Here is a 12,898-nt window from a genome sequence, read left to right as displayed (position 1 = left end):
AGTCATTTATTTTGTCTAAAGAGAGTTGTGCGATTAGTGGACCGAAGTTGAAAGATGATAGTTTCTTACATTGTTAGAGGAATATAAGAATTACAGAATATTCGACTAACACGTTACTACGGTCATTTTTGAGACTGTTTAAACAATAAGAAAGAAGGTGTTTTTAGTTACAATATCTTTTTAGTAAAGATAAGCTTAAGTAACCTCCGCTAAAGATTATATACTTAAATGATAAAGAGTTCAACAGTAGTTCACATATTTTCCCAAAAATAAAAACGGCTGTTTTATGTGGAATAAATCTACAAAACAGCCGTTTTTGGTATTAGATTTCTGTTAAAATTATTGGTTCGCCGCGCGTTACGACAACCGTATGTTCACATTGTGCAACAAGACTTTTATCAGGTGTAACGAATGTCCAGCCGTCGTCACCACGTTCAATAATATGATCAGCTTTCATAGAGATGAACGGTTCTACAGCGATAACAAGACCGTCTTTTAGAAGCGCATTATCCATTGGATCATAGTAACTTAAAATGTGATTTGGTGCTTCATGTAAGCTAAGACCAATGCCGTGACCAGTTAAGTTTTGAATAACATTGTATCCACTTTTATGTGCGAAGTTTGAAACAGCACGACCAATTTGATTTTGTTTTGAGCCAGCTCTAACCTTTTTCATTGCTGCCCAAAATGCATCAACCGCTGCTTGGCAAAGCTTTTCTTTTGCTTCGTCTTCTCCAAGAACAAATGAGATACCTGTATCTGCATAATAGCCATCAAGTGCAGCAGATACATCGACGTTTACTAAGTCGCCTTCTTTTAATACGCGATCTCCTGGAATACCATGAGCAACTTCCTCATTTACACTAATGCAAGTTACACCTGGGAAATCATATTCTTTTTCAGGTGCAGAAATAGCACCATGCTCATCTAATACTTTTTTACCGATCAAATCAAGCTCTTTCGTTGTCATACCTGGCTTCGCTTGTTTTTTCATTTCTTCACGTGCAAGCGCAACGATGCGGCCGATTTTTCGTAAGCCTTCTAAATCTTGTTCATTACGAATAATCATGAAAACCACTGTCCTTCCTCGAATATATATCTTATCCGATTGTATCATGTTTATTTTCGTCCTGCTACTCGCTTGCGGTATGCGGGTTGATTCCTCTCATAAAGAATACATGACAATTGTCATATCGATGTCATGACGCATCATACTGTTTCCTAAGTTTTCCAAGTAATACAATGTAAATATAAGAAACAGCGGGGGTGGAGAGATGGAAAAGATTATTGAAGTAAATGGTGTTTCTAAAACATTTAAACATAAAAACGCAGTAAATAATGTTTCATTTCATGTAAATAAAGGGGAAATAGTAGCGTTACTTGGTCCGAATGGTGCGGGGAAAACAACGACGATGTCGATGATGCTTGGATTAAAGGACCCGACAGAAGGTAAGGTCTTTATATTTGGAAAGAGTCCAAAGCATAGAGATGTTCGTAATAGCCTCGGTGCGATGCTGCAAGAAGTAAGTGTCATTGATAGTATTACGGTGGAAGAGGCAATTGAGTTATTCCGTAGTTATTATACGAATCCTATAGCGAAAGAAACGTTACTGCAGTTATCAAATTTAGAATCAGAGCGAAAGCAAAGATGTGAGAAGTTATCAGGTGGGCAAAAAAGAAGGTTGAATTTTGCGCTTGCACTTGCGGGAAATCCAGATTTGTTATTTTTAGATGAGCCGACAGTCGGAATGGATATTACGTCTCGAAGAATGTTTTGGGAAACGATTCGAAAGTTAGCAAGTGAAGGGAAAACAATTATTTTAACGACGCATTATTTAGAAGAAGCAGATGCTTTAGCAAATCGTATCTTATTATTTGCGAACGGAAAGATTATCGCAGATGGTACACCAGACGAAATGAAAGCGACGATTTCGCGAAAAACAATCACATTTTACTCGAAGGAAAGCATTCCTACAAAATTACTAAAGGAATTACCAAATGTAACAGAAGTAAAGTCAAGCGAAGGACGCTTCATTTTAACAACGGAGGATACGGATGCAACTTTAAAAGCCATTTATCAAAAGAGTTTACCTGTAACAGATGTTTCAGTTGAACGTGGAAGTCTTGATGAAGCATTCGAACAGTTTGTCGCAAATCAGAAGGAGGAAATCGCATGAGAGCATTATGGATGCAATGCAAAATAGAAATTTTACGTACATTCCGCAATAAATTATTTATCTTTTTCTCATTATTAATGCCTGTTATGTTTTACTACATTTTCACAAATGTTGTTCAAGTACCACAAAACGGAGATGCGTGGAAAGCACATTATTTAATTTCGATGGCAACTTTCAGTATTGTAGGGACTGCACTCTTTAGTTTCGGTGTGAGACTTTCTCAGGAAAGAGGGCAAGGATGGACACATCTTCTAAAAATTACACCGCTTCCAGAGGGAGCATATTTAACAGCAAAAATTATCGCTCAAACAGTAGTAAATGCTTTTTCAATATTAGTTATCTTTATTGCAGGGATACTAATTAATCATGTTGAGTTAACGATAGGGCAATGGATTGGTGCGGGATTATGGTTATTGTTAGGGGTAACACCATTTTTAGCGTTAGGAACAGTAATAGGTTCCATTAAGAAGGCGGACGCAGCTGCTGGCTTAGCAAATATTTTAAATATGAGTTTAGCTATAGTTGGCGGGTTATGGATGCCGATTGAAGTATTCCCCAAAATATTAAGAACGATTGGTGAATGGACACCGACATACCATTTCGGAAGTGGTGCGTGGGATATTGTAGCTGGAAAATCAATTGGATGGGAAAATATCGCGGTATTAGGAGGTTATTTCCTTATATTTGTTGTAGTATCAATATATATAAGAAAAAGACAGGAAGCGGTATAAATGATAGAGAAGAAGAGGATTGAGATTTTTCCGAAACATATGGGATTCTTCCCGTATATGTGGTTTGTTTATCTATTATTTCCAATTTATCACTTAGCGCAGGCATCAGGATGGAAGCTTGTAATAGGAAGCGGTATGTTGATAATTTTTATTGTCACATACCGTCAGCTTTATTTTGTTCAGAGGACGTTTGTTTTTTGGGCGTGTATTCAAATGGTACTCATCTTTTTATTTGCTTTATTTTATAATCCTTTTATGATATTTTTTGGCTTTTTCACAGCAAGTGCGATGGGATTTGCGCCAAATAAGAAAGTATTTCGAGTGCTGTTATGTTCGTTAGTTATCATGCTTGGAGCATTTTTATTTGTAAATATGAATCAACTAACAACTACAAGTTTAGTAAATATCGTTCCAATGTTTATTTTAATGCTTCTTACGCCATTTGGTATGCGCAATTTTAATCAGAAAAAGATGTTAAGAAATCAATTGGATCAGGCGAACGAGCAAATTAAAGACTTAGTAAAACGTGAAGAACGGCAGCGGATTGCAAGAGATCTTCATGACACATTAGGGCATACGTTATCTCTTATTACTTTGAAAAGCCAGCTTGTAGAGAAGTTAATTGTGAAAAATCCAGAGCGTGCAAGTGCGGAAGCGAAGGAAATTACACAAACGTCTCGTACAGCCTTAAAACAGCTGAGAGAATTAATTTCTGATATGCGTATGATTACGGTAGAAGAAGAGCTAGAGCAAATAAAAGCGATCTTACAAGCAGCTAATATTGAATTAGAAGTGAGGCAAGAAGCAAGATCGAGCTCGTTATCACCAATTGAACAAAATATTGTCGGGATGTGTTTACGTGAGGCCGTTACAAATGTTGTAAAACATAGTAAGGCAACGCGGTGCGCAGTTTCTGTATTAGAATCACAAGGTGAACTGATTTTGAAAGTAGAAGATAACGGAATCGGTTTAACAGATCAAAATCATGATGGAAATGGTATTCGCGGCATGAAAGAACGAATTGCTCTTATTGATGGATTTGTTGAACTAGGTACAATCAATCCAGGGACGTTATTAACGGTAAAAGTTCCAGTTGTTATTAGAACAGGAAAAGATGAGGTGAGGGCATGATTCGAATTATTATTGCAGAAGACCAGCGGATGCTTCGTGGTGCATTAGGGGCCCTGCTTGATCTAGAAGATGATATCGAAGTAATTGGGCAAGCTGCGAACGGGGAAGAGGCGTTAGAATTAATTGAATCGTTAAAGCCAGATGTAAGTATTATGGATATTGAAATGCCGATTCAAAGTGGATTGGATGTCGCTGAGACTTTAAAGAAAGAAAAATCATCATGCAAAGTAATGATTTTAACAACATTTGCACGGCCGGGATATTTTGAAAGAGCAATGAAAGCTGGTGTGCACGGCTATTTATTAAAGGATAGCCCAAGTGAAGATTTAGCGGCAGCAATTCGTAATGTAATGAAGGGGAAACGAGAGGTCTCCCAAGATTTAATGTTTGGCTTATGGCAGGAGCAAAATCCGTTGTCAGATCGCGAAAAGGAAGTACTGTTACTTGCGAAAGAAGGAAAGACGGCAAACGAAATTGCGAAGGCACTTTATCTTTCGCCGGGTACAGTACGTAATTATATTTCTGAAGTATTAGCGAAGCTTGATGCGAAAAATAGAATTGAGGCAATTACAATTGCGGAAGAAAAGGGTTGGATATAAAAAGAAGGTTACCTATGAGAGGTAACCTTCTTTTTATAATTATTGTACTTCTATTACTTGATTTACTTTTTGTAACGGTTTGTAACCGTGTGCTTCAAATGCCTTTGCAAATTCATTTGATACGGCAGTGCCATATAAATCTTTTGCAGCTTGTACGATATGAGATTGAAGTGATTCAAAGTCTTCAGCGGAAGTTGCATAATTTTGCAATGCACGCATAACAACTTTACTTACTTTTTCATTTCCTTGTTTTTGAACAGCAACACCGTTATATGTTTTACCTTCAGCTAATTGATATAATACGTGACTGATAATACCAGAATTCACGTGTGATTCTTGATTATTACCATCGTTATAGAAATCTTGTAAATTTGTATATAGTTTATGACCGCCGTCACCAATTTCCCTTGGGATATCACGAATTGTTAGGCCACCTAATGTATCGCCCATAATCCAGTTTCCTTTATCTTTCTTTACGTAATATTCGATTTGTGTACCCCAGAAATCCGCTAATCCCTCGTTTAGTGCAGATGTTTCAGCGCTTGGATATCTCACGACTTTATTTTTCGTCGTGCCACTGAATACAGCATGTCCAAATTCATGAGCTGTTACATCAAGAGCGGATGTTAGTTTTCCGTCTAAACCATCACCAAATACCATTTGGTTCCAAGCGGGATGCCAAAATGCATTTACATAGTCTTCTTTTACACCATCACTAACTTCAGTAGAATCAAAACCGTGTACACTAGCAACAACTTTTGAATCTTTATTGTCGTAACTTTTTAGATTATGTTCTTTCTTAAAGTAATCGTAAATATCACTCATGTTCTTCATAGCGCCCGCGGCTTCTTTATCTGCAAAATTAGGAGTACTACTTGAAATTAGTGTCCCTGGATAACCAGCTTGACTATATCCTCCAAGGGAATCGGCGTAGTTTGCATTATAAATATAAATACCATTTCCGCGTGATAAATCCGCTAAATAAAATTTTCCATCAGTTCCTTTGGCAATTTTGAAAGAGATGTTTTCTTGAAGTGCATTTTTCCCAGTTCCTTGCTCACTTGCAGGGGATAATCTAGGTGATGTTACTTGATTTATAGTCTTATTCTCTTTGTTTTTAATGAACTTTTCTTGGAAAAGTACTTCTCCAGTTTTTAAATCAACGATAGCATTGCCGTTTATAATTTGTTCATTGTTTTCATAAGTAAATGTAATAACAGTTGCGAATGTATAATAGCCATCTTTTTTCTTATAAACAACGGTTTCGCTAGAGAATTCTGTCTCAACTGCATCGCTTGGAATTTGAACTATATCGCGTAATTTAGATTTTACTTCATTTTTCGACAAAAAATTTGTTATAGTAAGATTAGGTTGTTGATTTAAATTTTGAACAACTTTACCACTAACAGTTGTGATTACTCCATTTTTATCTACTTTTACAATGAGATCTTGGCCATATACTTTATAGTTTTTATATGTTTGTGCAAGGCGAACTTCGGTTTGATTTTCTTTGGTTTCTTTATTTGTAGGTTGGAAATCTACATTTTTTTCAGTAGTGACTTGTTCTTGTTGAGCTTTCGCCCCATTTACCTCACCTTTTAAATACTTTTTAGCAATATTTTCTTTCGTATCATTTTGAGGTTGTGTTAATTTCCCGATTGTTAAACCAGGCTGAGCAATTTCAACTTTGACTGCACTTTTGTCTAATTCTTGAGCATGAATAGCTTCTGTTGATAAAGGGCAAAGAAGACCGAATGTAACGAAAGCACTAGCAAGTTTTCTATAATTCATCTATAACACTCCTAATCTATTATTGTATGTGAGATGAATTGTATGAAAAATTTGCCGAATTTTATATATATTATGCATTATTTCATATCAAAAATTGTCGAATTCACATTATTGTAGTGGTATGACAACTCAAAAAATTAGATTGTTCTAATGGGATGGTGAGTAAGTATGCACGCAGAAAAATTAGGAAGTGAAATTAAGAAAATTAGGGTGATGAGAGGATTAACACAGAAACAGTTATCCGATAATATATGTCATCAATCGGAAGTGAGTAGAATTGAATCGGGTGCGGTATACCCAAGTATGGATATATTGCAAGGTATCGCAGCAAAATTACAAGTTCCTATTATTCATTTTTATGAGGTACTCATTTATTCCGATATTGAAAGAAAAAAACAGTTTAAAGATCAAATCATTATGCTTTGTAAGCAAAAAAGATATAAAGAAATTTATAATAAAGTATGGAATGAGCTGAAAAAGGAAGAATATCATCCTGAATTCCAGCAATTTCTTCAATGGCAATATCATGTAGCAGCTTACATATTAAAGAAAATCGATTACGAATATTGTATTTTAGAATTAAAAAAATTGTTAAATCAACAGTTAGCTGGAATAGACGTATACCAAAATCTTTATATAGAAAATGCGATTGCAAATATTTATGCTGAAAATAGCTATTTTAAGAAGAGTATTGAGTTATTTGAAGATATATTAAAACAATTAGAGGTATTGCATGATAATGAAGAATTTGAAGTGAAGGTAAGATATAATCATGCGAAAGCATTATATTTAGATAATCAATATGAAGAGTCACTTTATCAAGTAAATAAAGCGATTGAAATATCATGCCGAATTAATAGTATGGCATTAATTGGACAGCTATATTATCAAAAAGGTGAATGCCTAGGGAAGTTGGAGTACGATGGGGCAGAGGTTGAAGATGCATATAAAAAGGCAAGTTTCTTTTTTGATATATTAGAAATGCATGCATATAAAGAAGCGCTCGTAAATAAGATCAGCAGATAAATATCCTAAAAAATGGGTATGCATAATTGCATATAATAGATATAAATTTTCATGATATATTAAAATAAAAAATGTGGGTGATGGAATATGAAGAAATTACTTATTGGTAGTTTATTAACGTTAGCGATGGCATGGGGTATTTCATTAGGCGATACGGCATTAGAGAAAAGCCATATAATTTCTCATAACGATCAAGAGGTACAATTAGCTAAAGATTTACCTTTTGAATATTAAAAAACAACCGTCTTACTTAGGCGGTTGTTTTTTTATGGAGTAACATCCAAACGTCTTTACTAGAAACAGGTTTGCTAATAAAGAATCCTTGAATGTGATCACAATTTTGTTTATGTAAAAATTCCCATTCTTCTTCCGTTTCTACACCTTCTGCAATCACTTCTAAATTTAGTTGTTTTGATAGTGTAATAATGGAAGAGACAATTGCTTCTTCTAAAGGGCTAGTTGTAATTCCACAAATAAACTCTCGAGCGATTTTTAATGTGTTGATTGGATATTTTGTTAAATAAGCTAAAGAACTATAACCAGTTCCAAAGTCGTCGATTGAAATTTGAATACCGAGATTTTGAAGTTGTTCTAGTTTTGCAACTACAGATTGATTTTGATTAATTGCGATGCTTTCCGTAATTTCAATATCTAGTGCTTCTGGTTTCAGTTCTGTTTCTTCCAATACCTTTGAAATAGTTGGGATTAAATCTGCATGGTTAAATTGAACAACAGATAAATTTACACCAACTTTTAAATGAGAGAAACCTTGATTATGCCATCTTTTTGCCTCTAAACAAGCAGTACGTAAAATCCAATTGCCAAGTTCAATAATAAAACCAGTTTCCTCTGCTAGAGGGATAAATTGGGCAGGAGATACGATACCGAGTTTTGGATGCTTCCAACGTATTAATGCTTCAAAACCGATAATTTGTTTTGTTTTTGTGCTTACTTGTGGCTGGTATTCAAGGAAAAATTCATTTTGTTGTAATGCTTTTGAAAGTTCACCTTCTAAGAATTGAATTTCATTTTGAGCGATACTCATTTCTTTTGAGAAGAAAACAAATCTGTTTTTTCCATTTGCTTTCGCACGATACATAGCCATATCAGCATTTTTCATTAACTCATTTACATCAGTTCCATAATCAGGGTACATCGCAATTCCGATACTTGGTGTAATAGAAAGTTCTTCGCCTTGAATGAAGAATGGTTTGTTTAAAATAGTTAAAATCTGTTCAGCTATAAAAATTGCACTTTTTTCTGAGTACATTTCTGGTAATAGAATTGTAAACTCATCTCCACCTTGGCGAGCGACGATATCTTTTGAACGCAAGCAACCGCGTAATCTTTTTGCTACTTCAATTAATAATAAATCTCCAACGTCATGGCCAAGTCTATCGTTAATTTTTTTAAATCGATCTAAATCAAGGAATATGACGGCGACATCATTTGCGTTAGTTTGGGCTGTATTTAAAATGGCTTTTAAATCTTTTTCGAACTTTCGACGATTTGGTAATCCAGTAAGTGCATCGTGAAAGGCTAAATGTTCTACTTGTTTTTGTTTTTCATATAAGGTGGTAATATCACGTGCTATCCCAAACATTCCGACCACTTCTTTGTTTATAAAAGTAGGGATAAGTGTAATATGGAGATAATAATAATAGCCTTCTTGTTCTTTTGTACGAACTTCTAACGTTTGTGGCCTACCTTCCTTTGTAATTTGTAAAGCCTTCTTTAGTAGTTCGTGGTCTTTTGAATCAATGAAGTGTACCAGAGAATAGCTTGCCACTTCGCAATAATAGGCAGTAAATAAGCTTTCGCACGCCTTATTAGATTGTTGAAAAATGCCATTCATATTTAAAGAGAAAACGGCATCGGGATGGTCCTCGAATAAAGATTTATAACGTTGTTCACTTTTTGATAATGCAAATGCACCTTCTTCAACTTCGTCCTCTAGTTGTGTAGTCAACTGTTCATATGTATGAATTAGTGCTTGATTATCTTTCCACATGTAAAGTTGCCGCAAGAATAACAAAATAAGTGATAATACGAGACCGATTAACATGAATTTATCATCCCAAGGTTGAATGATAATAAAAGAAAAAGTAATAATTATACTAAAATAAGGTAGTATAAAACGTACATAATCGAATCGATAATATTTTGTTTTCGTTTCATGCTGCATTGGTTTATCTAAAATATATAGTATGGAAGAAAGTCCAATTAATAAAATAGAAGCAGTGTGTATTAAATAATTAATTTCAGCAGAAGTTTTCATTCCAAAATTCAATTGAAACAGATGAATATAACCGTATACGAGTATAATAGTGAAACCGATAATTAATGCAATTCTACTAGAAGAATATTGTTCTCTTCTATATAGGCTAATAACGGCGTAAATTACTAATGATTGTGCAATGAAATACCCAATTAAAATCCAAGTATCCTTTGTTAACATGCGGAAGCTTGAAAGGTCTAAGATAAAAGTTAAGGTGAAATAAATGTTCATAATAATAATAAAGATGCTATCGAATGAAAATTGAGAAAGCCCCTTAATAGAATAATTTTTTATAAACTTTATAGCAAATCCAACAAAGAGCAAAATATATTGTATGATAAAAAAAGGTAATGCTTTATATGAAAATATAGATTGATCATGTATAGAAAGTGAACTAAGAAATAGGGTTATCTCCATAACTAACCCACATAGGCAAGTACATAGTAATAAAATCCAAAATAGTTTATCACTGCGTTTCATTCTCTTAATAGCTTTATATAAACAGTGACAAGAAAAAAGTGCAGCGAAACAGAATAAGAAAAGAATTCCAATCTCCTTTATATGCGACTCATTTGGAATAAAGAGTATCCAAAGAGCAAATATAGATATGTATATTATGACAAATTGTACATATTTTTTTTGATTAATCATATTATGACTCCGTTTCAATAAAGTTGAATCTCGAGGGAATGCTAATTTAAATAATAGCATATAAAATAGGATGTTTTTTACTATAAAAATTACTTTTTTGAAAAAATGGTGCAAAGTTACAATTTACCACTGTAACATTGCACCACTTATTCTTTTAATTCCTCTTATAGCAGAAAGTTCATCTATTAATTGGAATAATGCTAAGTCTTTTTGTTTACTTTCAATCATAATATCGAAATTATGATTGTGTTTTTTTGCAATGTGTAAGAAAGGCTTAATAAACTCTAAATCGATATATTCAGCATGAGCCCTAAATTCTTTTTCCGATCTCGGGGAGGAAATGTGAACTTTAGGAGAAATATTTGTATGTGACCAAGTTTCAAAAATTGCAGGAAGCAACTCTTCTAGTGGTTCCTCGCAAAGATTGGCCATATGATGATGATAATCAAATACAAATGGAATATTTTCTTTTTGGCAAATTGATAAAGTTTCAGCGGTTGTATAGGTTTTATCATCATTTTCAAGAGTCATTTGTTTTTTTATATGTGTAGGAAGTTTTTTTATGTTTTCATGGAAGCGCTCAATTGCCTTTTCTTTATTTCCATAGGCTCCACCTACATGAATATTAATGTAAGAAGAATCTGCAATGCCTATAGCATCCAATATTTTATAATGATAAGTCATATCCGTAATAGCGTTAGTAGTAATATGTGGCTTGTCGCTTGTAAATAGCGTAAATTGATTTGGATGAAAACTTATTCGTAAATTGTGTTCTTTAATTAAAGCCCCTATTTTACGCCAAAGTGGTGTGAATACCCCAATATAGTCAAACTCGACTTCGGGATGTGTTGCAAGTGGGACGATGGAAGACGATAGGCGATATAGTGGGATTTCATGCGCTATATTGTAATGAAGGATACGTATTGTGTGCTCTAAATTTTGCCTTATAACATGGTACAGTTTGTCTTCTCGCTCTTGCTTACTGAGTTTCTTAAAGCTTGTAAACGTCATTGTTTTGGCAGGAGAACAGTCCCAGAGTGCCATTGCATGTGAGACATATCCAAACCGTATAAGCATATGAGATACACCTCTTTTATTCATTGTCTTTCCTATAAAAAGAAAGCAAATATTGTTCCAATCCATTCCTTTCCTCTATCGATAAGAGAAGGCGGGTTTACATCGCTATAGGAAAGTACAGATGCATTCTCTAGATCTTCATGGAATTTCTTTTTTACTGTTTGAATGAAATGTTTATTATATAACAGGCAGTTTATTTCATGGTTAATATATAAACTTCTCATATCAAAGTTTGCTGTTCCGATATCGCAAATATCATCGTCTACTATAATAATTTTGGCGTGAAAAAAACCTTGTTGAAATGCATAAATATTGCAACCAGCCTGTATTAATTTTCGGCAGTACGGAAATTTGGCTTCTCGAACAAGAGGGTGATCAGCTTTTTCTGGAACAAGAATTGTGATTTGAACCCCTCTTTCTTTTGCTTTTAATAAGGCATTCATAATTTTTTTTCCAGGAATGAAATATGGTGTACCGATACAGATTTCTTTTTTTGCCGCGTTAATTAAATGTAAAAAAGTATGCTGTAAATAAGCCCCATCAGTCGGAATAAATTGATGCAGGATGGTACCTGGGTTTTGTTTTGGAAAATAAAGAGAAGCATCTAATAAATTTTGTTTCGTATCATCAAACCAGTCATGCAAAAATTGCTTTTGTAAATCTTGAACCCCTTCTCCTGTAAGACGTAAATGGTAGTCTCGCCATAATCCTAAATATTCATTATGCCCTAGATACTCTTCACCGATATTAAATCCCCCGATATAGCCGGTTTTCCCATCAATCACTGTAATTTTCCTATGATTTCGTTGATTGGCAGAAAAGAAAGGCAGAGGAAATTTTACCTTATGACAAAATGAAAAAGATACACCATGTTTTTGCAGGGAGCGAATAGCTTCGTTTGATAAAGAATGGCTGCCAAATCGATCAAGTAAAAGTCGTACTTCAATTCCTTCCTGAGCCTTATCAATCAGCAATTTTAAAAATTCACGACTGATTTTATCGTTTTTTACAATGAAGAATAAAATATGAATGTGATGCTGTGCTTGTTTTATATCAGTAAATAAAGCGTCATACAAATCTTTCCCGTATGTATAAAGGTGAAAATCACTTTGACGTAAAGGGAAAGTGCGAGAGCTTACTCGTTTTAAATGAAGAAGTCTCCCGTATGAAAGGTCAATTGTAATCCAAAGAGCAACGGATATTAACAAAAGAGATAAGTAGAGCATTAGTGAATTCCCTCCTTCGCATTCTTTTCACCTTCAGTGTGTTACAAATGATACGGGTAGCACGGCTGTTATTATAAATTTCTTTAGAGGATAGATCTTGTACTGATTAAAGGTTCACTTTATCCCGCTTTAACGGGCAGTAAGCTTCCTATTTCAAAAATTGATGAATAAGCAGAAGCTAGTTTGGAAATCAACTGCCCGTAAAAGCCCG

At 34.3% G+C, this 12,898-nt stretch carries 11 protein-coding genes; 6 read left to right on the top strand and 5 right to left on the bottom strand.

What is annotated here, in order from left to right:
• Positions 1-322: 322 nt before the first annotated feature.
• Positions 323-1,117 carry a type I methionyl aminopeptidase gene (gene map, locus ACTL4X_RS26945; protein ID WP_003313889.1) on the bottom strand — a complete coding sequence of 265 codons (795 nt, stop codon included), beginning with the start codon at positions 1,115-1,117 and terminating at the stop codon, positions 323-325.
• Between the two features lie 157 nt (positions 1,118-1,274).
• Here map and ACTL4X_RS26940 point away from each other — a divergent pair, with 157 nt between their 5' ends.
• From ACTL4X_RS26940 to ACTL4X_RS26925, 4 genes are read left to right on the top strand one after another with little or no spacing between them, the layout of a single operon-like run.
• Positions 1,275-2,177: an ABC transporter ATP-binding protein gene (locus tag ACTL4X_RS26940; protein WP_000411127.1), complete on the top strand. Its 903-nt coding sequence runs from the start codon at positions 1,275-1,277 to the stop codon at positions 2,175-2,177.
• Positions 2,174-2,908 (top strand): ABC transporter permease, encoded by a 735-nt coding sequence (locus tag ACTL4X_RS26935; RefSeq protein WP_001202429.1) that lies wholly within the window; start codon positions 2,174-2,176, stop codon positions 2,906-2,908. Before ACTL4X_RS26940 ends, ACTL4X_RS26935 begins: the two co-directional genes overlap by 4 nt.
• A complete protein-coding gene (locus tag ACTL4X_RS26930; RefSeq protein ID WP_000570607.1) occupies positions 2,909-4,039 on the top strand; it encodes a sensor histidine kinase in 1,131 nt (376 codons plus the stop codon).
• Positions 4,036-4,638 (top strand): response regulator transcription factor, encoded by a 603-nt coding sequence (locus tag ACTL4X_RS26925; RefSeq protein ID WP_000619237.1) that lies wholly within the window; start codon positions 4,036-4,038, stop codon positions 4,636-4,638. Before ACTL4X_RS26930 ends, ACTL4X_RS26925 begins: the two co-directional genes overlap by 4 nt.
• 39 nt (positions 4,639-4,677) lie before the next feature.
• Here the strand turns inward: ACTL4X_RS26925 and ACTL4X_RS26920 are convergent, their stop codons facing one another.
• Complete coding sequence (locus tag ACTL4X_RS26920) at positions 4,678-6,429, bottom strand: M4 family metallopeptidase (protein WP_086401104.1); 1,752 nt, start codon at positions 6,427-6,429, stop codon at positions 4,678-4,680.
• A 168-nt stretch (positions 6,430-6,597) separates the two neighbouring features.
• Here ACTL4X_RS26920 and plcR point away from each other — a divergent pair, with 168 nt between their 5' ends.
• Together plcR and ACTL4X_RS26910 are read left to right on the top strand one after the other, a co-directional pair.
• On the top strand, positions 6,598-7,455 hold the full coding sequence (plcR, locus tag ACTL4X_RS26915) for a transcriptional regulator PlcR (protein WP_086401103.1): 858 nt from the start codon (positions 6,598-6,600) through the stop codon (positions 7,453-7,455).
• 87 nt (positions 7,456-7,542) lie between these two features.
• Entirely contained in the window at positions 7,543-7,689 is a 147-nt protein-coding gene (locus ACTL4X_RS26910; RefSeq protein ID WP_000734730.1) for a quorum-sensing peptide PapR, read from the top strand.
• A gap of 16 nt (positions 7,690-7,705) precedes the next feature.
• Here the strand turns inward: ACTL4X_RS26910 and ACTL4X_RS26905 are convergent, their stop codons facing one another.
• The 3 genes from ACTL4X_RS26905 to cls all read right to left on the bottom strand — a co-directional run bounded on the left by ACTL4X_RS26905 (position 7,706) and on the right by cls (position 12,687).
• Complete coding sequence (locus ACTL4X_RS26905; RefSeq protein ID WP_002184091.1) at positions 7,706-10,384, bottom strand: DUF4084 domain-containing protein; 2,679 nt, start codon at positions 10,382-10,384, stop codon at positions 7,706-7,708.
• A 123-nt stretch (positions 10,385-10,507) separates the two neighbouring features.
• Positions 10,508-11,461 (bottom strand): UV DNA damage repair endonuclease UvsE, encoded by a 954-nt coding sequence (gene uvsE, locus ACTL4X_RS26900; protein WP_011110499.1) that lies wholly within the window; start codon positions 11,459-11,461, stop codon positions 10,508-10,510.
• Positions 11,462-11,493: 32 nt separating this feature from the next.
• Positions 11,494-12,687 carry a cardiolipin synthase gene (gene cls / locus ACTL4X_RS26895; protein ID WP_000966419.1) on the bottom strand — a complete coding sequence of 398 codons (1,194 nt, stop codon included), beginning with the start codon at positions 12,685-12,687 and terminating at the stop codon, positions 11,494-11,496.
• Positions 12,688-12,898 lie beyond the last annotated feature (211 nt).

Origin of the sequence: Bacillus sp. RE35, assembly GCF_052146655.1 — a bacterium.
Lineage (GTDB): Bacteria > Bacillota > Bacilli > Bacillales > Bacillaceae_G > Bacillus_A > Bacillus_A cereus.
The sequence above is the reverse complement of the archived record's forward strand: the minus strand, read 5'-3'. Positions and strand labels throughout refer to the sequence as shown.

Excerpts from the sequence above, each read along its gene's own strand:
- map (WP_003313889.1), bottom strand. The coding sequence starts at position 1,117 with ATGATACAATCGGATAAGATATATATTCGAGGAAGGACAGTGGTTTTC.
- ACTL4X_RS26940 (WP_000411127.1), top strand. The coding sequence starts at position 1,275 with ATGGAAAAGATTATTGAAGTAAATGGTGTTTCTAAAACATTTAAACAT.
- ACTL4X_RS26935 (WP_001202429.1), top strand. The coding sequence starts at position 2,174 with ATGAGAGCATTATGGATGCAATGCAAAATAGAAATTTTACGTACATTC.
- ACTL4X_RS26930 (WP_000570607.1), top strand. The coding sequence starts at position 2,909 with ATGATAGAGAAGAAGAGGATTGAGATTTTTCCGAAACATATGGGATTC.
- ACTL4X_RS26925 (WP_000619237.1), top strand. The coding sequence starts at position 4,036 with ATGATTCGAATTATTATTGCAGAAGACCAGCGGATGCTTCGTGGTGCA.
- ACTL4X_RS26920 (WP_086401104.1), bottom strand. The coding sequence starts at position 6,429 with ATGAATTATAGAAAACTTGCTAGTGCTTTCGTTACATTCGGTCTTCTT.
- plcR (WP_086401103.1), top strand. The coding sequence starts at position 6,598 with ATGCACGCAGAAAAATTAGGAAGTGAAATTAAGAAAATTAGGGTGATG.
- ACTL4X_RS26910 (WP_000734730.1), top strand. The coding sequence starts at position 7,543 with ATGAAGAAATTACTTATTGGTAGTTTATTAACGTTAGCGATGGCATGG.
- ACTL4X_RS26905 (WP_002184091.1), bottom strand. The coding sequence starts at position 10,384 with ATGATTAATCAAAAAAAATATGTACAATTTGTCATAATATACATATCT.
- uvsE (WP_011110499.1), bottom strand. The coding sequence starts at position 11,461 with ATGCTTATACGGTTTGGATATGTCTCACATGCAATGGCACTCTGGGAC.
- cls (WP_000966419.1), bottom strand. The coding sequence starts at position 12,687 with ATGCTCTACTTATCTCTTTTGTTAATATCCGTTGCTCTTTGGATTACA.